Annotated in this window: 20 protein-coding genes and 3 riboswitches; of the genes, 11 read left to right on the top strand and 9 right to left on the bottom strand. The window is 49.5% G+C overall.

Annotated elements, in window-relative coordinates; translation table 11 throughout:
- Positions 1 to 99 precede the first annotated feature (99 nt).
- The 3 genes from KNQ04_RS07440 to KNQ04_RS15830 all read right to left on the bottom strand — a co-directional run bounded on the left by KNQ04_RS07440 (position 100) and on the right by KNQ04_RS15830 (position 2,617).
- A complete protein-coding gene (locus KNQ04_RS07440) occupies positions 100 to 912 on the bottom strand; it encodes a ZIP family metal transporter (RefSeq protein WP_159172802.1) in 813 nt (270 codons plus the stop codon).
- Between the two features lie 66 nt (positions 913 to 978).
- On the bottom strand, positions 979 to 1,308 hold the full coding sequence (locus KNQ04_RS07435) for a YolD-like family protein (RefSeq protein WP_159172801.1): 330 nt from the start codon (positions 1,306 to 1,308) through the stop codon (positions 979 to 981).
- Positions 1,292 to 2,617, bottom strand: coding sequence for a Y-family DNA polymerase (locus KNQ04_RS15830; RefSeq protein ID WP_214848822.1), 1,326 nt, complete (start codon positions 2,615 to 2,617; stop codon positions 1,292 to 1,294). The genes KNQ04_RS07435 and KNQ04_RS15830 overlap by 17 nt, the downstream gene beginning before the upstream one ends.
- 209 nt (positions 2,618 to 2,826) lie before the next feature.
- Here KNQ04_RS15830 and KNQ04_RS07425 point away from each other — a divergent pair, with 209 nt between their 5' ends.
- Positions 2,827 to 3,474 carry a pentapeptide repeat-containing protein gene (locus KNQ04_RS07425; RefSeq protein WP_159172799.1) on the top strand — a complete coding sequence of 216 codons (648 nt, stop codon included), beginning with the start codon at positions 2,827 to 2,829 and terminating at the stop codon, positions 3,472 to 3,474.
- Between the two features lie 91 nt (positions 3,475 to 3,565).
- Here KNQ04_RS07425 and KNQ04_RS07420 read toward each other — a convergent pair whose 3' ends face one another.
- The 6 genes from KNQ04_RS07420 to KNQ04_RS07395 all read right to left on the bottom strand — a co-directional run bounded on the left by KNQ04_RS07420 (position 3,566) and on the right by KNQ04_RS07395 (position 8,101).
- A complete protein-coding gene (locus KNQ04_RS07420; RefSeq protein WP_214848820.1) occupies positions 3,566 to 4,321 on the bottom strand; it encodes an MBL fold metallo-hydrolase in 756 nt (251 codons plus the stop codon).
- Between the two features lie 76 nt (positions 4,322 to 4,397).
- Positions 4,398 to 4,895, bottom strand: a complete 498-nt coding sequence (locus KNQ04_RS07415; RefSeq protein WP_214848818.1) for an arsinothricin resistance N-acetyltransferase ArsN1 family A — start codon at positions 4,893 to 4,895, stop codon at positions 4,398 to 4,400.
- Between the two features lie 188 nt (positions 4,896 to 5,083).
- Positions 5,084 to 5,623, bottom strand: a complete 540-nt coding sequence (locus KNQ04_RS07410; protein WP_214848817.1) for a 1,2-dihydroxy-3-keto-5-methylthiopentene dioxygenase — start codon at positions 5,621 to 5,623, stop codon at positions 5,084 to 5,086.
- A gap of 14 nt (positions 5,624 to 5,637) precedes the next feature.
- Positions 5,638 to 6,258, bottom strand: a complete 621-nt coding sequence (locus KNQ04_RS07405; protein WP_214848815.1) for a methylthioribulose 1-phosphate dehydratase — start codon at positions 6,256 to 6,258, stop codon at positions 5,638 to 5,640.
- Positions 6,255 to 6,914 carry a 2-hydroxy-3-keto-5-methylthiopentenyl-1-phosphate phosphatase gene (locus KNQ04_RS07400; RefSeq protein ID WP_214848813.1) on the bottom strand — a complete coding sequence of 220 codons (660 nt, stop codon included), beginning with the start codon at positions 6,912 to 6,914 and terminating at the stop codon, positions 6,255 to 6,257. The genes KNQ04_RS07405 and KNQ04_RS07400 overlap by 4 nt, the downstream gene beginning before the upstream one ends.
- Complete coding sequence (locus tag KNQ04_RS07395; RefSeq protein WP_214848811.1) at positions 6,911 to 8,101, bottom strand: 2,3-diketo-5-methylthiopentyl-1-phosphate enolase; 1,191 nt, start codon at positions 8,099 to 8,101, stop codon at positions 6,911 to 6,913. The genes KNQ04_RS07400 and KNQ04_RS07395 overlap by 4 nt, the downstream gene beginning before the upstream one ends.
- An 80-nt stretch (positions 8,102 to 8,181) precedes the next feature.
- Positions 8,182 to 8,283: riboswitch (SAM riboswitch) on the bottom strand.
- Between the two features lie 204 nt (positions 8,284 to 8,487).
- A riboswitch (SAM riboswitch) is annotated at positions 8,488 to 8,590 on the top strand.
- A gap of 77 nt (positions 8,591 to 8,667) precedes the next feature.
- Between KNQ04_RS07395 and mtnK the strand changes: the two genes are divergently transcribed.
- The 10 genes from mtnK to KNQ04_RS07345 all read left to right on the top strand — a co-directional run bounded on the left by mtnK (position 8,668) and on the right by KNQ04_RS07345 (position 21,883).
- Positions 8,668 to 9,837, top strand: coding sequence for an S-methyl-5-thioribose kinase (gene mtnK / locus KNQ04_RS07390; RefSeq protein ID WP_214848810.1), 1,170 nt, complete (start codon positions 8,668 to 8,670; stop codon positions 9,835 to 9,837).
- Positions 9,834 to 10,880 carry an S-methyl-5-thioribose-1-phosphate isomerase gene (gene mtnA, locus KNQ04_RS07385; RefSeq protein WP_214848807.1) on the top strand — a complete coding sequence of 349 codons (1,047 nt, stop codon included), beginning with the start codon at positions 9,834 to 9,836 and terminating at the stop codon, positions 10,878 to 10,880. Before mtnK ends, mtnA begins: the two co-directional genes overlap by 4 nt.
- A 19-nt stretch (positions 10,881 to 10,899) precedes the next feature.
- Positions 10,900 to 11,979, top strand: a complete 1,080-nt coding sequence (locus KNQ04_RS07380; RefSeq protein WP_214848804.1) for a sugar ABC transporter substrate-binding protein — start codon at positions 10,900 to 10,902, stop codon at positions 11,977 to 11,979.
- The gene (locus KNQ04_RS07375) at positions 11,976 to 13,496 is read left to right on the top strand and encodes a sugar ABC transporter ATP-binding protein (protein WP_251136933.1); all 1,521 of its coding nucleotides are present in this window, start codon (positions 11,976 to 11,978) and stop codon (positions 13,494 to 13,496) included. Before KNQ04_RS07380 ends, KNQ04_RS07375 begins: the two co-directional genes overlap by 4 nt.
- A complete protein-coding gene (locus KNQ04_RS07370; protein WP_214848802.1) occupies positions 13,493 to 14,518 on the top strand; it encodes an ABC transporter permease in 1,026 nt (341 codons plus the stop codon). Before KNQ04_RS07375 ends, KNQ04_RS07370 begins: the two co-directional genes overlap by 4 nt.
- A gap of 366 nt (positions 14,519 to 14,884) precedes the next feature.
- On the top strand, positions 14,885 to 15,841 hold the full coding sequence (locus tag KNQ04_RS07365) for an AAA family ATPase (protein WP_214848799.1): 957 nt from the start codon (positions 14,885 to 14,887) through the stop codon (positions 15,839 to 15,841).
- Positions 15,838 to 16,920: a DUF58 domain-containing protein gene (locus KNQ04_RS07360; protein ID WP_214848787.1), complete on the top strand. Its 1,083-nt coding sequence runs from the start codon at positions 15,838 to 15,840 to the stop codon at positions 16,918 to 16,920. The genes KNQ04_RS07365 and KNQ04_RS07360 overlap by 4 nt, the downstream gene beginning before the upstream one ends.
- Entirely contained in the window at positions 16,917 to 18,989 is a 2,073-nt protein-coding gene (locus KNQ04_RS07355) for a transglutaminaseTgpA domain-containing protein (RefSeq protein ID WP_214848784.1), read from the top strand. The genes KNQ04_RS07360 and KNQ04_RS07355 overlap by 4 nt, the downstream gene beginning before the upstream one ends.
- Before the next feature lie 37 nt (positions 18,990 to 19,026).
- Positions 19,027 to 19,128: riboswitch (purine riboswitch) on the top strand.
- A gap of 130 nt (positions 19,129 to 19,258) precedes the next feature.
- On the top strand, positions 19,259 to 20,779 hold the full coding sequence (guaA, locus tag KNQ04_RS07350; RefSeq protein ID WP_214849215.1) for a glutamine-hydrolyzing GMP synthase: 1,521 nt from the start codon (positions 19,259 to 19,261) through the stop codon (positions 20,777 to 20,779).
- A gap of 156 nt (positions 20,780 to 20,935) precedes the next feature.
- Positions 20,936 to 21,883, top strand: a complete 948-nt coding sequence (locus KNQ04_RS07345) for a tyrosine-type recombinase/integrase (RefSeq protein WP_214848781.1) — start codon at positions 20,936 to 20,938, stop codon at positions 21,881 to 21,883.
- Positions 21,884 to 22,027: the final 144 nt, after the last annotated feature.

Here is a 22,027-nt window from a genome sequence, read left to right as displayed (position 1 = left end):
GTCCACGTTGAAAGGTGTGGACTCAAAAGTCATTCCAACATCAATCTGAAAACTCCTTCACCGGCGATGAAGGAGTTTTTTTGTGCAATCCATTTGTTTTTAGCCTAAGGCGACATCAAGAATCATCATGACGGTAAAACCGACCATTAAACCGAGTGTTGCTAAATCCGAGCCGTTTTCAGCTTGTGATTCAGGAATCAATTCCTCGACGACAACAAAAATCATGGCCCCGGCTGCAAAGGCGAGTGCGTAAGGCAGTAACGGTTGAATGAAGAAAACAGCAGCCGCACCAATCATCGCCGCGATCGGTTCGACGATGGCGGACATTTGACCGTAATTGAAGGCACGCCGGCGTGACATACCTTCGCCACGGAGGGGAATCGACAAGGCGGCCCCTTCCGGCATGTTTTGAATTCCAATCCCGAGTGCGAGCGTCAAGGCGCCAACGACCGTCGCGCCGTCCATGTTTAGCGCGGCAGCTCCAAAGGCAACACCGATTGCCAAACCTTCCGGGATATTGTGCAACGTGATGGCTAAGAAAAGTAACGTCGTTTTCTTGAGACCGGTCGACGGACCTTCCGCGCTTTCGAGAGGAGCGGATAAATGCAAGTGGGGTGTGACGAAATCGAGCAAGCGGACGAAGAAACCACCTGCTAAAAAACCGATTGCTGCTGGTAACCAGGCGATCCCACCATCTTGCTCCGTAAATTCAATCGCTGGAGCGAGCAGTGACCAAAAGGATGCTGCAATCATGACACCGGCGGCAAAGCCGAGCATCATATTCATGACCTTTTTTTCGATAGTCGTAAAGACAAAAACAAGCGCCGCACCGAGTGCGGTCAACCCCCACGTCATCATCCCGGCGAGTAGCGCCTGGATCACGACAGGGAGTGAAGTAAACCATTCCAACATACGAACATTCCTTCCTTCAACTCATGATTCAAAAGATAAGTGCATACATGAAGCCCACTGTCATTCCTACCCGTTTTCAATCCGGACTAGTCGCATCAACGGAATTTCCGTCAATTTTTGACTGCGGACGTATAATAAGCCCTGTTCCCGATTAATTTGTTCAATGAATCCAGTCAGCGTGAGATAGCTTCCTTCCTTATAATACGTGATTTCGAGTTCTTTTCCTTCCATTAATGCTTCTTCGAGGACGAATTGCCATGATTCTTGAAGCTGGGCATCGATTGGCGGTAGTGTCAAACGATGACTTTCTACATAGTAGTCATGTAACAACTGGATGTACTCGGGCATCAAAAACGGAATCCATTTCAAATTGCCCCGGTCATGATAACGTGTCATCGCCGTCACCCCCCGGATGACCACCAACGAAACGAAGGCGGCGTTTGGCGACACTCGTATCAAGAAAAGCGACGGCAAGCCGGATCGTTCCTTTTCCGTAGCGGAGATTGACGTGATCGATGGCCTTCAATAAACGTTTGCGTTTCCAGACACGGGCATTGTCTTCGAACAACGACAGTTGCAGGGCCCCTTGGTCCGGGACGAGCTGACCGAGCGAAACAGACAAAAAGCGAATTGGTTCGTGTTCGAGCCAATTCGGCTCAAACAGCTGAAGGATGTGCCGAAGGATAATCCGTTCGTCTGAAGTCGGATAAGGGAGGCGGAGTTGCTTTGAAAATCCTGCCCGGACGACATGTCTTGAGTAACGGACACCGAGGTGAACGGTCCAGCCGAGTTGATTGGAAAAACGGACGCGGGCTGCGACATCGCTTGCAAGCTCACTTAAGACAAGGCGAATCTGGTCGTATTCGTAATAGTCACGCATCAGCGTCACACCATGACCAATCGTTTTTTGTCTGGATGACGCCGGACGAAATAAAGCGGTCGGATCAACCGTCGTCGGTGATTGGTCGATTCCCCAAGCATGATGCCAGAGCTCGGCGCCGATAACGCCAAATCGTTCGTGAAGCATCTCTAACGGTGCGTCTGCTAAATCGCCAATCGTTTCAATTCCTAAACGATTCAGGTGATGCTCCATTTGGTTGCCGATCCCCCACATCTTGCGGATTGGAAAGTCGTGTAAGAGACGCGGGACGTCGGCATAACCACAACGCGCAATGCCCTGTTTTTTTCCGAGCAAATCAAGTGCCAGTTTCGCGATGACATTATTGGGACCGATCCCGATTCGGACATGGATTCCGGTTTGTTCCAAAATCGCGTTCTGAATCTGTTTGGCTGCTTCAAAATCATCACCAAAAAGCCGCTCCGTGCCCGTCATATCAATGAAGCTTTCATCAATCGAATAGACCCGGATTGCTTCCGGAGGCCCGAATTGATGGAGTACGTCAAGGACACGGATTGATGTTTTCATGTAGCATAACATACGTGGTTCGACGAGCTGAATCTGTTTGCGGTCCTTATATGGGAGCTGTTCGATTTGATAGAGACGACTTGCCGTTTTGATACCGAGGGCCTTCAAGGCGGGACTCGCCGCTAAAATGACGGAGCCACCTCGCTTTAAATCGGAAACGACGGCTAATTTTGTTGTGAGCGGTGGTAAATTTCGATAATGACACTCGCAACTGGCATAAAAAGAGACGCTATCGATACAAAAAATACGTTGATTTGGAAAATCCGCATCAGAAGACACGAAAATCACTCCTTTAAGAACAAATGTTCTTATTTTATTTATTTTGACTATAGCACGGTCTCAAAGTGTCTCAAATCAAAAAAATGAAAAAGTGAGTAGCAGTCATGACTTTTTAGAGCGAGGTATCGCTAAAAAATCAGCTTCTTGCGTAATCTTCGCACAACAGGTTTGGTACACTAAGGACTGAGAAGAAGAGGGGTTGTGGGAGTATGAAGAAAAAACCGGTCATCCATCTGCCGGAATTGCCAAAGACATTGGCGCCCGAAGCATTTACAGAAGTTGAAATTGACGATCCGTATTTGTATCAAGCGCTGTATGAAAAAGAAGCGTTGCCGATTGAGCTGACGGAACGAATCGATGCCAATCAAGTCTGTTTTCGGAATGTATCGTTTGCGGGTCTCGTGTTTGAGCGTGCATCCTTTGAAAATGTCCGGTTTGAGCAGTGTGATTTGACGGGCTGTCAGTTCCGTGATAGTCGTTTCCATCGTGTTCTGTTTCAGGACTGTCGCCTGACAGGGGTTCAATTAGAAGAAACGACACTTGATCATGTCACGGTAAAAGCCTGCCAGGCGAATTATTTACAAGTGATCCGGACATCGCTCAGACAAGTGATGTTTGAGCAGACGGCGATGCGGGAGACACAATTCTTCGAAGGCAAACTCATCGATTTACGGTTTGAGGATGTTGAATTGATGGAAAGTCAGTGGGTCGAAACGCCGTTAAAAGGACTTGATTTACGACAAGCGGATGTCTCGGGGATCACGATTGATCCACGTTTTTTGACAGGGGCAATCGTGACGGAAGACCAGGCTATCGCCTTCGCCCGTTTACTCGGTCTTGTCATTCCGCAAGCGTGAACGTGAAAAAAACGGACGCTGTGCCTCTTCCTGTCAAGGAAGTGGACAACGTCCGTTTTTTTTGTGTTCGTACGACTCTCGAAGGAGAGGCTTAAAATGAAATCGTCTCGCCATCGTCCGGAATCAAAAAGTGGGCAGAGAGATGATTTGCTGCTAAAAAGTCAGCAATCATATCGCGGCGGAGGAGGCAGTGGTTGACAGCTTCAAGGTGTGAGACGACAATCGTCGCTTCAGCCGCTGCCTTGTGGACCGCTAATAAATCACGTTCCGACATCGTGATCGGTTCACCTGTCAGGAACTGGGCCGCACCACTATTGACGACGATGACATCGGGGGCATACGTATCGATTGCAGAATCGACGTCGTCGCACCAAATCGTGTCACCGGCGATATAAAGCGTCGGTTCATCAGGATGTGTAAAGACGAGACCGGATACGTGTCCCATCCGTTGCCCGATTTCGCCGACGCCGTGTTGACCATTCGTGCGGTAAACTTTGACATCGCGCAGTGTCACGCCTTGGTCGAACGACTGAACGTCCGTGAATCCGGCCTCTTGAATGACAGAAACGTCCGTCGCGTTTTGGGCATAGAGCGGAACCGCCTTCGGGAGTAGCTGTTTGGCAGCATCATCGAAATGATCGGCGTGAAGATGTGTCACGAAGACGGCATCCGGGTCGAGTAAGGTCGAGACATCGACCGGCAAGTCGACGAGCGGATTTCGGTGCGTGTTCGGTGTATGGTCGAACGGCGGGAGCGAACCCTTTTCACCGAGGAAAGGATCAATTAAAAAAACTTGGTTGGCATAGGTCAAGACGAGTGTCGCATTTCGAATTTGCTGGATGTTCACAGGCAATCTTCCTTTCTTGTACGAATCTTCCTCGTCTAGTATTCCCGACTTGCTGGACCTTTAATCCAAACGATCATCAATCCGGTTTAGGAAGGATTTTTTCCATCGCCAGGACATCAACGTAATACCCGTTTAACATCCCTTGTTCTTTAAAGGTACCGACAATTCGGAATCCTGCTTTGATGTAGAGTTTTTGTCCAATCCGGTTGAAAGGGAACGTAAAGAGAATCAGCTTATGCATGCCGTGAAGGATTGCATGTTCTTCGATGATATCAAGTAATCGTTTTCCGATTCCTTGCCCACGGTGCGTCCGTGTGATATAGACGGACAGTTCACCGACGGACTGATAGACGGGACGCGGATTGTAGGCGTCAAGGGAGATGAAGCCAAGAATCTTTGTTCCTTCATAGGCGACGTAACCCGCGTGTCGTTCAGAACGTTCGTTGAACCATTGCTGCATGAAGGCTAAATCCTTCGTATCCGTCTCGAGCGTCGCGATGCGGTCTTCAATTCCTTCATTATAAATGGCGAGCACGTCCGGTAAGTCGGCTTCTTGAACGAGACGAATCATCATACACGTCAGCTCCTTTTCGAGTCCTTTTCTTCATTATATCGGAGATGAGTGAAACAAACGGCATGTTTCTAGAATAGGAAATGCTCCCGTACAGGCACCTTCCTCAAACGTGTTTGTCAGACGACACTTCAATACAAAAAAAGCCCAGGTCCTCTATTGCTAAAAGATTTGGGCCGGACCGGATTGAATTAGTTTGCTGAAGACAGGGCGTCCCGCTTGTAAATCGGCACCCAACCGTCCGTCGTGACGAAAATCCGGATTGCGACGACTTTCCGGTCTTCCTGGAGTGTGAAGTAGTGGCGTGTATTGACGGGAACGGAAATCAAATCACCGGGATTGAGCTCGATGTTGTAATAGCCGACTTCATCGTCTTTGATTGCAAACACGCCATGACCACTGACGATGAAGCGGACCTCGTCATCAGTATGATGGTGTTCTTTTTGGAAGTTGACGAGTAATTCATCGAGATTCGGTGTCGTATCCGAGAGGGCGATGATGTCGGCTGTCTGGTAACCACGACGTTCCGAAACATCTTTGATTTCATCCGCGAATGTCGTTAAAATTGTCTGTTTATCGTCATCTGTTAAGGTAAAGTTCTCGACGAGGTCGCTTGGTAATTTCGAGACATCCCACTGTTCATATAGGACACCGCGTGAAGCGAGAAAGGTTGAAACCTCTTGTTGGTCGACATACCGTTCGTTTGTTTGTTGGAAAAATACTGTTGCCATCGTGTTTCCTCCTCTTAATGGATTGCCTGTCGGCAAGAATGTAGGGTAAGTGTATAGTTGAATAAAAATTCGTATGCTTCTAAGTGTTTTTTTGCTTCGAAAGCGGTCGGTGCCCACACGGTGATACCGTGATTGCGAATCAGGACCGCACCTTGATTGGCCGTGACATGCTTCGAAAAGGCAGTAGCGAGTGTCGGAATATCAGCGTGATTCTCAATGATCGGGACGATGACTTCTGCATCTTCCTCCCAGCGGCCAAGCGCCTTGATGATTTCTTGACCGGAAAAGCGAATTTCACCACGGTCCCCGTAAAGTTCGGACAAGACATTATTGGCAATCGTATGGACGTGAAGGGAACACCCGGCAGTCGTTCGGTTGAAGACCTCGACGTGGAGCAACGTTTCGGCAGACGGACGGCCCGTTTGTTCGCCGATCAGTTGACCGGACGCGTCGACATGGACGAAGTCGTCCGGTGTATCCTGCCGTTTGTCCTTCCCGCTTGCCGTCACGAGAAATTCAGTCGGTTGATCGGCCGTCCGGATGGCGAGATTGCCGCTTGTGCCGGGGAACCAGTCGCGTGCTGCAAGTTCCTGTTTGACGGCACGTAATTCTTCATATCGTTTTAAGAAGGTCATGTGTACACCACCTTTGTCTGCAAATGATTCAATATGTCATAAAAGTTTTCAAACGGCGTATACGGGATACCGTGCTGTTCACACAGCGTGATCAGATAATCCCGTGCATAAACGTGATCCGCCTGCTTAGCCAGTTCAAAATCTGTTACGGAGTCGCCGATCGCGATGATCGTGTCACCGTTCTGCTTCAGCTTCCGGGCGATCGAGGTTTTGCAACAACCGCATTGATTTGTACAGGCTGAGTCGCAGGAATGCGGCCATTCGATTCGAACCGTCTCCTGGCTGAAGTCACTGCCGTTGCAATAAATCGCTTCGTCCGTCAGTACATCCGCAAGAATCGGCTGGACAAAAAAGTCGATCCCGCCGCTGACGATGGAAAAATCAATTTCGTTTGATTTGGCAAAGGCGAGCAAGGTGTCGAAGCCGGGACGGATGACCGCCCGTTTCATCAAGAAATCAATGTAGTCCTGTTTTTGACTGGACGGAAGCAGCTGAAACATCTGTCCGACGCCGGACTGAATCGAGAGCGACCGTTCGAGCACACCTTGTTTTAACGGTTCAAATTTTTCCGGCGGAGCGAACTCCTGCATCAAGGCGATGATATTATCGTGCTCGGTTACCGTTCCGTCAAAGTCACATAAAATCCGGATTGTCATTTCGTGATCCCCCAAGCATCGAGGGCGACACGTAATTCCTCGTGCCGGCGGGCGGCACTTGTCAGTGATTCGCCGGCCAGTGCTGCGTCGAGTGCCTGGCGGAAAGCGATGACTCCGGCCGCAGCACCTTGCGGATGACCGTGGACACCGCCCCCGGCATTGATGACGGAATCGACGCCGAAATCACGAACAAGCTGGGCGACGAGACCCGGGTGGATTCCGGCGGACGGGACCGGGAGAATGGTTTTAGTCTCACCGATTCGGGTCGCTTCGACGGCAATCCCGCGGGCCAAGTCTTTGGCGAGGGCGACATTTCCGTACGGCGACGGGAACAGTGTCAAGTCGGCACCGGCAATCCGCGGCAACGTTCCGAGCAGGACCGGGGCGGCAATCCCGTACTCGGGACTGGCGATCAAGGCACCGCTCAACGCCGGATGATTAAAGATCGGGACCGGGATTTCCGGGTCGGCTGCCAGTTCCCGCAAGACATCAAGCCCGTATGTAAACGTGTTGAGCAGGAGGGCTGTCGCTCCGGCTTCGACCAGTCGTTTCGCCTGCTCTTTCAAGCGGAAGACCGGACCACTCAACGTAATCGCATAAAGGGCCCGTTTACCGGTCCGTTCATAGTTTGCATCGAGGACTTCCCGTCCGATCCGCGCCCGGTCGAGTGCCGGTGTCAGCGGATTGTCGTATAAGATTTCGTCATCCTTGACGAGATCAATCCCGCCGGCGAGCTGGGCTTCCAGTTGTTCCCGTAAAAAAACGAGGTCCCGTCCGATGACGCCTTTGAAGATGCTCATCAACAGGGGGCGGTCATGGACTTGGATCAATTGGCGGACGCCCTCGATGCCGAATTTAGCACCGGGGAAATCCGGTGTGAACGAAGCGGGAAGCTGAAGATCCGTCAGTTTGATTTGACCGTCGAGTGACAGCTTGCCGAAGACGGTCGTCAAAATCGCCGAAAAGTCCCGTGAGACGTTGTGTTCCGGATAACGGATCGTGACATATCCTTTCCCGTCATGTTCTTCCGTATGGACGACTTGTCCTTTAAAGGATTCAAGCTGTTGTTGTTCCAAGTGATTCAAATCGGTCCATGAGCCGACCGTCAGACCGAGGGCGATTTGCTCTGCCCGTTTTGGTAACTGATCGGTCACGCCGAGTTGGTAAGTTGCGGTAATGTACGCCATGATCGTCGTCTCTCCCTTGTTAAAAAATACAAAAATGGTCCCTCGTCAATGACAAGAGACCATGAAAAATTGCGCGTGGACTCTTATCTGTCAGCGTGTTAGCTGCAAGAATTAGCACCGTGCCAACTGGTCGGTTGCTGCGACATCATAGGGCTCGTCCCTCCGTCTGCTCTTGATAAGAATTGGATGAAATTGTGAAATCTAATTGCAATTTTCACATGAGATGGACGTGATGTCAAATAATTTTTTGAAAATTTATTTTTTTCAAAATAACCTTCTATAGATGGCATCTTTTTAGGCGGAGTTCCCCTAAAAAATCGAATTGACAGATTGTTCAAGACGAGCGTAAGATTCGAATCAACATCGAACACAACAACCACATATGACTCTTATCGTGAGTTGGCAGAGGGAATTGGCCCGAAGACGCCGCAGCAACCGACCATCCGGCACGGTGCTACATCCAACAGACATTCGTCTGAGAGATAAGAGGACGGATGATACCCCGCGCCTCTTTTCTATGACGAAAAGCGGCGTTTTTTTTGTGTAGAAATGAAGGGGGAAGCAAGATGGCATATCAAGCATTTACAGAACAGGATGCAATTAAACGTGTCCGGGAACTCGGACTGATCGGGCAGGAAGAAGCGACGGCAGAAGAAATCGGCGACGGGAACTTGAACTTAGTCTTTCGGATTCAGGCAGGGAAAGAATGTTTGATCTTGAAGCAGGCGTTACCTTATGCAAAAGTCGTCGGGGAAAGCTGGCCCCTATCGCTCGAGCGGGCCTGGATTGAACAGTTGGCACTGAAGGAATTTGCGAAACACGCAATTCCGTTCGTCCCGCGGGTCTTTCATGCCAGTCATGAAGAAGCGTATACGGTGATGGAGGACTTGTCGCACCTGCAAATCGTTCGGATGGGATTGCTCGCCGGCGAAACGTATCCGCTCCTTGCAGAGCATGTCGGTTCTTACTTGGCGCGGACGTTATTTTTCACGTCAGATTTTGCGCTCGGTCCGGTCGGGAAAAAGCAGGTCGCACGTGACTATTACAATCCGGACTTATGTGACATCACGGAAAAGTTAATCTTTACGGATCCATTTTACGACGCGGAAACGAACAACATCGAAAGTGGCTTGGAAACAGACGTCCGGCAACTCTGGCAGGATGAACAGTTGAAACGGGAAGTCGCGAAACTCGAAACGTTGTTCATAACGAAAGGGGAAGGGTTATTGCACGGGGATTTACATACGGGAAGCATTTTTGCTTCAGCGAACGAAACAAAAATCATCGATCCGGAGTTCGCTTTTTACGGTCCATTCGGGTTTGATGTCGGTCAGTTCATCGCCCATCTCTGCTTTGCGGCATATCCGAACTATGCCGAGTTGCGGGAGGCGCGAGTGAAGGATATCGATACGTTTTGGCTGACATTTGCCTCAACCTTTACGGCCCTCTGGGAACGGGAAGCCGTCGAACCCTTCCGGACGGTACCCGGACTGGTCGATGATGTCCTCAGTACGATTCTTCAAGACGCGCTCGGTTTCGCAGGTTGCGAACTGATCCGGCGAACGATTGGTCTGGCACCTGTCGCTGATCTCGAACAAATTGAAGATGCTGCGACACGTCTTGAACGGAAACGTCATGCTCTACGCCTCGGGACGGTATTGATTAAACGGCGCGGCGAGTGTAAGACGTTTACGGATCTGCGGAACTTTGACGTAACGGAGGAACTGAGCCGATGAGCGAGTTTATCCGTAGTGTCATCTATGAGCGGGCGTGCTTAAAAATCCTTGACCAGACCCGTCTTCCTCAAGAAGAACGGTATGAAGTCATTCATGATTTGGCACAGGCGGTTGAAGCGATTAAACAACTGCGTGTCCGAGGGGCGCCGGCAATCAGTTTGTTTGGTGGTTTCGTCCTCGTACAGGAAGCGTTCCGGACGACGGGATCGCTTGACGAAGTGAAACAAAAACTGTTGACGGTATCGGCGGATTTACTCGCAACCCGACCGACCGCCGTCAATCTGCGGAACGTGCTTGACGAACTGAACCAGCTCATCGTTTCAGCGACGACGCTCGCTGAACTGCCGAAACGTCTGGAACAAAAAGCAATCGCCCTTTATGAAGCCGATGCCAAGACGTCACGGCAAATCGGTGTGCATGCGTTGGAATTGTTGCAAGCGGGAGACCGAGTGTTGACGATTTGTAACGCCGGATCGATTGCGACAGCGGCGTACGGGACGGCACTGGCCCCGTTTTATCTCGCAAAGGAACAAGGCATCCCGTTATCTATCTATGCATCGGAAACCCGGCCTTTGTTACAGGGCGCACGCTTGACGACGTGGGAGCTGCAACGGGCAGGAATCGACGTCACCTTGATCACGGACAATATGGTCGCGCATACGATCAAGGAAAAGCAGATCACGGCGATCATCGTCGGCGCGGACCGGATTACCCGTAACGGGGATACGGCCAATAAAATCGGGACGTTCCAGCTGGCATTACTCGCACGTGCCTTCGGGATTCCATTTTACGTCGCGGCACCGCTGTCGACGTTTGACTTAACGAGTTTATCAGGCGACGAGATTGAAATTGAGGAACGTGATGCCCGTGAAGTGACACAGTTTGCCGGACAGGTGACGGCGCCAGCGGGTGTAGCGGTCTTTAATCCGGCGTTTGACGTGACACCGCACGAGCTCATCACCGCCATCATCACGGAACTCGGTGTCATTGAACGGCCGAGCGTGGAAACGATCGAACAGGCAATCGGACAACAGGTCATCTAAACAGACAGGGGAGATCGAGATGAAAAAATTAGCATTTTTGCTCGCACCGGCGGTCTTGCTGGCTGCTTGCGCCAATAGTGAAGCGACACCGACGAAAAAAATCAGCGGTGTGCCGGAAAGTGTCCAAGGAGACATCAAGATTGCCGTCATCCGCAATCTGGCGTCCGATGATCATACGAAACAATTTTTGGACGGTGCCCGGTCGGAAGGGGAGGCGCTTGGTTTTAAGGTCAATACGTTTATTTCGGAAGGGAATGACGTCAAGTTCAAGGAACTGGTCGCGCAAGCCGTTCAGCAGGATTATGACGGACTGATCATCTCGCACGGAAAAGAGGATTATGCCTACGACATGATTAAACCGGCCATCGACAAAGGGATTAAGGTCGTGACGTTTGATACGGTGACGAAGAAAAAAGATCAGACGTTAAAAGGCATCACGGAGACGTTCCAGGATGATCACAAACTGGCAAAACTTTCACTCGATCAAGTGACGAAAGTGAAGGACGATAAACCGGTCCGGGTCATCAAGTTGTGGTTCGGTCCAGGATTCGCACCGCTCGATCGCCGTCAGGAAATCTATAAGACGTACGAAGCTGGTGGCAAAATTAAGACGCTTGAAACGGTCGGACCAACGAACTTCCAGGATGTCCAGGGCGATATCGCGACGAAGATGAACGCGATTCTCGCCAAATATCCGAAAGGGAGCATCGATGCCGTTTGGGGAGCATGGGATGAAGTCGCGAAAGGCGCCTATAAATCCTTAAAGGACAACAAACGTCAGGAAATCCCGTTGATTTCAATCGATGTCTCCAATCAGGATATCAACCTGATGCGTGAGAAAGGCAGCAACTGGGTGGCGACGAGTGCCGTCGATCCGCATTTAATCGGACAGACGGACATGCGCCTGCTCGCGAAAAAACTGGCAGGTGAAAAAACACCGGACAGCTTTGATTTGGACGCTAAATTAGTCGAGCAAAAGGCGCTCAAAGCTGATACGACGATGTACAATCTCGATACGATCATCAAGGGCTGGAGTACATCCGAAAAGTTTGACGAACCGTGGATGGAAAGACTGCGGAAAGCGAATGCTGCGAAATGATGCAGCTGGAAGCGGAAAAACGACTCGAGATGCGTGGGATTTCGATTGAGTTCCCGGGTGTCAAAGCGCTCGATAATGTTGACTTTTCCGTCCGCCGCGGGGAAATCCATGCCCTTGTCGGAGCGAACGGCGCTGGTAAGTCGACGCTGATGAAGGTATTGGCGGGAGCACATGCGGCGTACGATGGAACGATTTTGTTTGACGGTGTACCGTTGACGATCGATTCGCCGCGCGCAGCCAAACGGGCGGGAATTGAAATCGTCTACCAAGAGGTCGATACGGCACTGATTTCGTACTTGACGGTCGCAGAAAACATTTGTCTTGATTTGTTGACGAACGGACAGCTTAAAGGGGTCATCCGGCAACGCCGATTTGAACAGATTGCACTGGAGGCGCTCGGAAAACTCCAGTCTTCCATCGATGTCCGGCAACGGGTCAGTGAACTGCGTCTTGCCGACAAGCAATTGGTTTTGATCGCCCGGGCACTCGTTCAAGAGAGTCGCTTTTTAATCCTCGATGAACCGACGGCGCCGCTCAGTCAACGGGAGACGGAACATCTGTTTCGAATCATCAAGGAACTCGCGACACGCGAACAATTAGGCGTGATTTTTATCTCACACCGCCTTCAGGAACTGTTTGCGATTTGTGAATCGATTTCCGTCATGCGTGACGGGAAGCTGGTCGCCCGTCAAGCTTTAGCCGGGCAAAGGAAAGAGGAAATCGTTGAACAGATGCTTGGAAGACGTTTACAACAGACGGATCGGCAAACCCGAACCGTTGGGCAAACGTTGCTCGAACTCGATCAAGTGACTGTCACTGGGCAGCTAGATCAGCTGTCGTTGACGGTTCATGCAGGAGAAGTGATCGGGATTGCCGGACTCGTCGGAGCGGGAAAAACCGAGCTCTGTAAGACGATTTTCGGAGCGACTCCTACTGTGGCGGGACAGATTCGGATAGGCGGCGAACCGGCAACCATCCGGTCACCGCATGAAGCGGTCCGATGCGGGATTGGTCTGATCCCGGAAGAACGGCGGAAAGAAGGTATCCTTGTCAAGGATCCGATATATCAAAACATGACCGCGGCAAGCCTCAAACAATTCGTCAATCGGTTCGGTTGGGTCCAGACCGGAAAGGAACGGACTGCCGCCAACGCTATCATCAAACGATTGGCGATTAAAACAATTGATGAAACGCAACGCGTGGAAGGCTTATCCGGCGGGAACCAACAGAAGGTCGCAATCGGGAAATGGCTTCTCGCCGACGCATCGATTTTGCTGTTCGACGAACCGACGAAAGGTGTCGACGTTGGGGCGAAACGGGAAATTTTTGACGTGATTGATCAACTGGCCAAGCAAAAAAAGGGGATTCTGTACGCCTCCAGTGAATTCGATGAATTGCTGGCGGTGACTGACCGGATTTATGTCATGTATGATGGGAAAATCGTACTTGAGACCAAAACCTCGGAGACGACGGAAGAACAATTACTGTTGTATGCGACAGGGGGGACAACATCATGAATGAAGTACTTCATGAACCAGGTACGGAACAGAAACAAAAAACGGACCGGCAAACGGCGGGTAAACGATTGTTACACGTTTTGAATGACTGGGGGATCGTCCTCGCAATCCTGGCACTCATCGTCTTTTTTGCCGTGACGGCACCAAGCTTTTTACAGGGTGCGAACCTGATTAATATTTTACGGAGCATCTCGATCGTAACGATTATTGCGACTGGTTTGACCGTCTCGCTGACTGTGAATGGTTTTGATCTATCGGTCGGTTCAACGGCGACATTTGCCAGTTCGCTCGTCGTCTCCTTTTTTGTCTGGTACAGCCTCCCGCTCGGTCTGTCGATCGGCTTGGCGATTTTAATTGCCTTGAGCGTTGCGCTAGTCAATGTACTGTTAATCGTCAAATTTAAGATTCCCGACTTGTTTGCGACACTGGCGACGATGTTCATCTTTGAAGGGGTGGCGATGACGTATACCGGCGGCGGTTCAATCAGTTCCGGGATGCCGCGGCTCGACGGGACACCGACGGTCGGGATGATTCCGGAAAAATTTTTGACGATCAGTCAAGCGCCGTGGATCATTTTCATCATGTTGGTCATCGTTGCCGTGACACATCTGTTTTTGAATCATACGCGGCACGGGCGTTTTTTATATATCATCGGTGGAAACCCGGAAGCAGCACATTTGACGGGGATCCCGGTGCAGCGTTACCGGGGGCTGGCTTATGTAATCGCCGGGATACTCGCGGCAGTCGGGGGAATCCTGCTTGCGTCGCAGGTCGGCTCTGCTCAAATCAATGCCGGATCCGGTTATTTGATGCCGGCGGTCGCGGCTGCCTTCATCGGTTCGTCGTTTGCAGGACAAGGGAAACCGAACGCACTCGGGACATTAGTCGGAGCTTGTCTGGTCGGGATTCTTGAGAATGGGCTCGTCATGTTATCTGTCCCGTATTACTCACTGAATATCATTAAAGGACTAGTTCTCGCTCTTGCCTTAGCAACGACTTATTATCGTTTTCGAAAAAAATAATCAAAAAAGTAGGTTTAACTTCGAATAGATTCGGTAATATTCATTATATGAAAGGATGGTGATGCACATGAATGATTATCAATGTAGAGGGAACGATCGCATGTCGCTTCGAGTAGAAGAGGATCACCGGACTTGACGAACGGAATAAATAGACACGGATTGAACCCGTGTTTTACGTGCACCTTGCACGAATCAAGAACGGTTTACGGCATGTAATCGTTCCTGAAACACAAAGGGGGAGTCGCTCTGCGGCGCCCCCTTTTTTGTGCGTACTGAGAGACTCATATACCTTTCCAAAGGCACGGCAGGTATGAGAAGATAGAAAGAGTCAGAAAATTCAACTACTATAGAGCAAGGGGCCTGACAATGCGAACATATACGAGCGAAATCCAAGCGATCATCGATAATGTAGAAAAAGTAATCGTCGGCAAGGAAGATGTCATTACACAATCGTTAGCAGCATTACTTGCCGGAGGGCACGTCTTGCTTGAAGACGTACCGGGTGTTGGGAAAACGATGCTCGTCCGTGCCTTCAGCCGTTCGATTGGTCTTACTTTCAAACGTGTCCAGTTCACACCTGATTTATTGCCATCCGATTTGACGGGTGTTTCCATGTATAATCAAAAAACGAGTCAATTTGAATATCGCCCCGGTCCATTGATGGGAAATATCGTTCTTGCGGACGAAATCAACCGGACCTCTCCGAAAACACAATCGGCATTACTCGAAGGGATGGCGGAAGCGAACGTGACCGTAGACGGAGAAATCCATACGCTTCCGAATCCCTTCTTTGTCATGGCGACACAAAATCCGATTGAACATGAAGGAACCTATCCACTGCCGGAAGCGCAACTCGACCGGTTTTTAGTCAAGGTCAAGATGGGCTATCCGGATTTTCATCAGGAAATGAAGTTGTTGAACCGGTTTGAACGGGAAGAACCGATCGAGACACTTGAATCCGTCATCGGGCGTGATGAATTACTGCGGATGAAAGAAGAAGTCAAGGCGGTCCATGTGTCGCAACCGGTCAAAAAGTACATCGTCAACCTCGTCCAAGCGACACGGACACACAGCATGCTTTATCTCGGTGCGAGTCCGCGGTCCTCGATTGCCTTGATGAAGGTGGCACAAGCCTGGGCATACATGGAAGGGCGGACGTTCGTGTTACCGGATGATGTCAAACACCTGTTGACGCCGGTTTTATCCCACCGATTAATTTTGACGGCAGACGCCCGGTACCATGGGCAGTCGGCCGAACGAATCCTCGAACAAGTGAAAAAAGAAGTCGCTGTTCCAATCCAACATGACGTGGAGTCTTTATGAAGCGATGGCAAATCGGCTGGCGTTATGCCGTCTTGCTGATCCTGGTCGCGGCATTATGGCTCTATGCCCGGATTGATGGGGGAAATGTAGCGTCAATCTTGTTTTATGTCATGGCAGGTTTGACGGTCTACTGGACGATTTTTTTAATCTGGCCCGTCACGCAAGCTGTTGCGACACGGGATGTCTCAAATAAGATGTTGATTGCCGGGACGGATATCCCGGTCACCTTGAAAGTCCGGCGAAAGTATCCGTTTCTGGTCGGAACCGTCGAAGTAACGGAAGAAGTCCCGGAAACACTGAGCGCGGAACAACTGGACGTGCGTCGTTCGTTACGGGCCCATTACCGGAAGACGGAACAGATTGAATATGTCCTCCCGTCGATTCGCCGCGGACTGTATCAGATTCCGGGTTGCGTGATTGAAATCACGGATCCGTTCGGGGTCTTCACGCGAAAAAAACTGTACCCGATCGAAACGCATCTTGCGATTGAACCGGCACGTCTCGCGACACAATTGCCTCATGAAGACGACCGGGGCGACGGCGGGATTTCACCCGTTTCGCTCGATTTACGCCAGTCGTCCTTTACTGTCGTCGGAGTCCGGGAATATGTCAGTGGTGACCGGATGAACCAGATTGACTGGAAAGCGACGGCGAAACGACAAGGTTTGATGACGAAGACGTTCGAGCGCGAACAAGAACGCGAGACGACGATCGTCTTTGACGAGGGAACGGTCGGTGACGCACAGTTCGAGCGCAGCATCTCGATGCTTGCTGATGCGACTGATCAACTCAATAAACGACGGATGAACTATCGCATCCACCTCGTCGGTCATGCTGTCCAATCGCTGTCGTTACCACTCGAAGGGGCGAAGTTGACGCATTACCTGATGACGGCACAACCGAGTCGGACCCGGTCCTTCATCGAGTCGTGGGAATATTCTTCGAAAGCATTACGGCTGAGTGGAAATGTCCTCTTCATCACCCCGAATCTTGAATCAAACAATGAAATCTGGATGTCTAAAATCAGGCAAGAGGCGACCGTTCATGTCTACACACCGGAAAGGAGGGATGGGCGATGATACGACGCCTGATGTGGAACCTCCTGGCAGGATCACTCCTCGCCTGCTTCATGCCGCCGTTACTCGAATTGACGACGTTCGATAGCATCGTTCCGTTCTTACCGATGCTCCTGGTACCACTTTTAGTGTCGCACTTGAAACGCCGTTGGTTTTTGAGCGGCAGTCTGCTTGCGCTACTTGTGTCGTTTTATTTCATTTTGACACCGGGTGAGGCACCGTGGTTGCTGCTTGGCGAAATCATGGATGATGTCTCAGGTGTCATCAATGGCGAGTTACCGGGACGCCCTGCCTTTGCCGTATCGATTGGTTTAATCAGTTTTTTGATTGGTTACCTCGGTCGCCGGACGTTTCCGAATCGGGGGTTCGTCGTTGGTTTGGCACTCGGGGTGATTGGCTTCATCGCCTATTGTGATACGTGGACCGATTACTCGGGTGATCAATTCATCCTCTATCCGATTCTCTTGGCACTCTTTTTGTTGTATGCGACAGAAATCAATGAACGTCCGGTCGCTTCGTACGTCCGACCGATCAGTGCCTTGCTCATCGTCGGGGCGACGGTCGCAACAGCCGTCCAAAGTCCGGTCATCACGGCAACGTGGCAGGACAGCTGGTATGACTGGACGGATGGATTTGAAGGAAGCGGTACACCTTCGAACACGATTCAAAAAGTCGGTTATGGCTCGAGTGATGAACAACTGGGTGGTCCATTCCAAATGGATGATCGTGAAGTCTTCCAGGTCGAGAGCGAAGGGAACCGGTACTGGCGGGTCGAGACGAAAGATATCTATACCGGAAAAGGCTGGGTCTTATCAGAATCGAATCCTGAAATTGATGGACGCGGCTTCTTCTCGCACTTCGGAAAAGACGTCAAGACACGGGAAGAGAGCGCGACGTTCAAGCTCGCCCGCGAATTGCCGTTCGTCCCGTATAACGGCGACAATGTGCGCTTGACGGCGAATGAACAACGACAAAATCTTTTAATCAACCCGGAAAACCAAAAAATTTCATATCTCGATGATGCAACACGTCAGCAAAACTATCAAATCCAGTACGCCTATCCATTGTTCACGGAAAAGTTGCTTCAGACAGATGAGCCGATCCAGTTATCGGAAATGGAACAGGATCGTTATCTTCAATTGCCGCGCACCTTACCACGCCGTGTCCGCGACTTGGCGGCGGAAATCGTTGCCGATGAAAAGACACCGTGGGAGCGTGCGAAGGCAATCGAAAACTACTTCGAACAAGAAAACTTTGAATACAATACGGAAGAGGTTGCAGTCCCGAAAGAAAATCAAGATTACGTCGATCAGTTTTTATTTGAGACGAAGCTCGGGTACTGTGATAACTTCTCGACTTCAGCGACTGTCCTGCTGCGGGCAGCCGGACTTCCGGCGCGGTGGGTCAAAGGCTTTACCGGTGGGGAATCGGATGTCATCGGTGCCGCTGTCACGAGTTATACGGTCCGAAATAAAAATGCCCACTCCTGGGTCGAAGTCTACATCGAAGGTCCGGGCTGGGTCCCGCTCGAACCGACGGTAAGTTTCGATGGTTCAGGTCAGTACACGATTAACCAAGAAACGAACAATGAGACGGAACAAGCGAATCCACAACGCGACACGGAATCAAATCCGGAAACGGCGACACCGAACCGTCCGCAGGAAGATCTACTCGATGACACACAAACGACGACGACCGAGCAGACACCGCAACGCTCGATTCCTGTCTGGCCAATCATCGGTACGGTCCTTGCGCTCACCTTCCTTTATTTATTCCGCAAACCACTCCTACGGACGTTCGCGATTTTGTTCTTCCGTAGCCAAATCAACCGGCCGGAAGGGTTCCGACGGATGTACCGTTATCTTTTGCGGCGTCTCGATAAACAGGGCTTCCACTACAAGGACGGCCGGACACTTGCGGAACTCGCGCATGAAGTCGATGAGTATTATGAAACGTATGCGATGCGCCCGTTGACCGATGCCTATGAACGGATGATTTATGGAGGAGAAACGTTGTCGCTCGAGAAGAAACGTGAATATTTCGAAAATATCATTCGTCGCGTAGAGGGTTGATATTTTTGAATTGATACAGTTACAATGAGAACAACGTAAATCATACATGCATCTCCTTTGTATATACTCGCGAATATGGCGTGAGAGTCTCTACCGGGTCACCTTAAACGACCTGACTATGAAGGAGCAGACCCTTCGTATACATTTTTTTGTGAAGCGGCCTGCTCTTTTTCCATTTTATCCATGGGGGAAGAGTGGGCTTTTTTCATAGGGGTACGCATGAAACTTGAAAGGCGGGAATAGATTTGGAAGCACATTTGGACCAAGAAATGATCCTCGTCCTCGATTTTGGAGGGCAGTACAACCAATTGATCACACGACGCATCCGTGATCTCGGAGTTTACAGTGAACTGCATTCGCACAAGATTACGGCAGCGGAAATCAAAGACATCGCACCGGCCGGTATCATCTTCTCCGGTGGACCACGCAGTGTCTACGCAGAAGACGCGTACCGCTGTGATCCGGAAATCTTCGAACTCGGGATTCCAATCTTCGGTATTTGTTACGGCATGCAGTTGATGTCGCAACACTTCGGCGGGACAGTCGAACGTGCCGGACACCGCGAGTACGGAAAAGCGACATTGACGCTGAACGATCCGTCCCCGATGTATGCGAACTTGCCACTCGAACAGACGGTCTGGATGAGCCATAGTGATCTCGTCACAACGGTTCCGAACGGTTTCGTCGTCGATGGGACAAACGTTTCCTGCCCGATTGCTTCAATCAAAAACGAAGAGCTGAAAATGTATGGTGTCCAGTATCACCCGGAAGTCAACCACACGATGTTCGGGAAAGAACTCTTGAAAAACTTCCTGTTCGAAGTCTGTCAGTGTACAGGCGACTGGTCGATGGAAAACTTCATCGAAATCGAAATCGCGAAGATTAAAGAAGAAGTCGGCGACAAAAAAGTCCTTTGTGCGCTTTCAGGCGGTGTCGACTCGTCCGTCGTCGCAGCACTCATTCACGCAGCAATCGGCGATCAGTTGACATGTATGTTCGTCGACCACGGTTTGTTACGTAAAGGGGAAGCGGAAAGTGTCATGAAGACATTTGCCGATCACTTCCATATGAACGTCATCAAAATCGACGCGCAGGACCGTTTCCTGAACAAATTAAAAGGGATTTCGGATCCGGAGCAAAAACGTAAAATCATCGGTAACGAGTTCGTGTACGTCTTCGACGAAGAAGCGTCGAAATTGACGGACATGGACTTCCTGGCCCAAGGAACGCTGTACACAGATATCATCGAAAGCGGAACGGATACGGCACAAACAATCAAATCGCACCATAATGTTGGTGGATTACCGGAAGACATGCAGTTCAAGTTGATTGAACCGATCAACACGTTGTTCAAGGATGAAGTCCGTGCACTCGGTAAAGAACTTGGTTTGTCTGACGAAATCGTCTGGCGTCAACCGTTCCCAGGACCAGGTCTCGGAATTCGTGTCCTCGGTGAAATCACAGACGAGAAACTTGAAATCGTCCGTGAATCAGATTTCATCCTCCGCGACGAAATCAAAAAAGCCGGTCTCGAACGTGAAATCTGGCAGTACTTCACGGTCTTGCCACCACTTCGTTCAGTCGGTGTCATGGGTGACGAGCGGACATACGACTATGCAGTCGGCATCCGTGCTGTTACGTCGATTGACGGCATGACATCGGACTGGGCACGCATCCCATGGGACGTGCTCGAGAAGATTTCGGTTCGGATCGTCAACGAAGTCCAGAACGTTAACCGCGTCCTGTACGATGTGACGTCGAAACCACCTTCAACGATTGAGTGGGAGTAAGAATTAGATTTGAAATTAGTAAGTGGCTATAAATCCTTATATACCAATGGTTTAGAAGCTATAAGCTGATTTCAATTCCTATCACCTACGACTATTGACTTCTAAAAATACTCTCTTTTATTTGTGTTATTTCGCAAATAGAAGGGAGTATTTTTGATGGTCAAATTAATTGAACTGATTGATGATTTTCAGCTAAATCAAAGAATTGAAGGGAAAAAGCATTTTTATATCAAAGTATGCATGTCTAGATTAACGAAATGGAGGATCTATTTAGAGCAGGAATTTCAGATTGATGATTTAGAGAGTGTAAAGCCCGCTCACATCAAAAGTTTTATACAGACATGTCAAGGTACTGGAAAGGAGATAAACAGCACCATAAACGGCAGTATAGCCACTCTGAGGGTATTCTTTAATTCGTTGGTCGAAGAAGAGTATTTAAGCGAGCACGAAAATCCAATGCGTAGAATCAAGAACTTAAAAGAAGATAAAAAAGTGATCTTGACATTCAATGACGAAGAAGTAAGCCGGATACTGAACGATGTAGAGGAAGCCACATACTCGAACATTAGAGATAAGCTTATTTTAATTTTTTTATTTGATAGTGGAATACGAGTGAGCGAACTTTGTGATATTAAAACAAACGATGTTTCAAGAAAGCATATTCTTATTCATGGAAAGGGTTCGAAACAACGTCTTATCTACATTTCGAAGCTCATGCGAAAATACATGCGCAAGTTTGAAGCAATTAAGAAAGAACGATTTTACCATAGACTTGATGATGAGATAGGTGAGTATTATTTTCTAGATCAAAGCGCTGAACGGTTATCTAGATCGAGGATCAACCAAATACTGAAAGAGCATTGTAGAAGAGTGGGAGTCAGGAAAGAAGTGCGTTGCAGTCCACACGATTGCAGACACTATTATGCGCAAAAACAGCTAAAAAACGGAATTGATATTTATAGTCTTAGTAGATTGATGGGGCATTTTGATACGCAGATTACTTCGAAGTATTTAAGAGGATTGGAACAAGAAGATATTTTAAATATCGGACGCATGACAAGTCCATTGAATGGTATAAATGTAAAAAAAACCACTTTTTCATAAAGTGGTTTTTTTATATTTATTTTGTTGACACATATAAATAGAGGTGGTATATTAATAGAACTATTAGGTTTTTATATGTATTTATATATACCTAATTCAATAATATAATACAAATTTGATTTTGTCAAAAGAACTTTTAAAAAG

It is taken from the genome of Exiguobacterium sp. s193 (assembly GCF_018618755.1).
Classification (GTDB): domain Bacteria; phylum Bacillota; class Bacilli; order Exiguobacteriales; family Exiguobacteriaceae; genus Exiguobacterium_A.
Note: the sequence above shows the minus strand (reverse complement) of the source record. Positions and strands in the feature narration are given on the sequence as shown.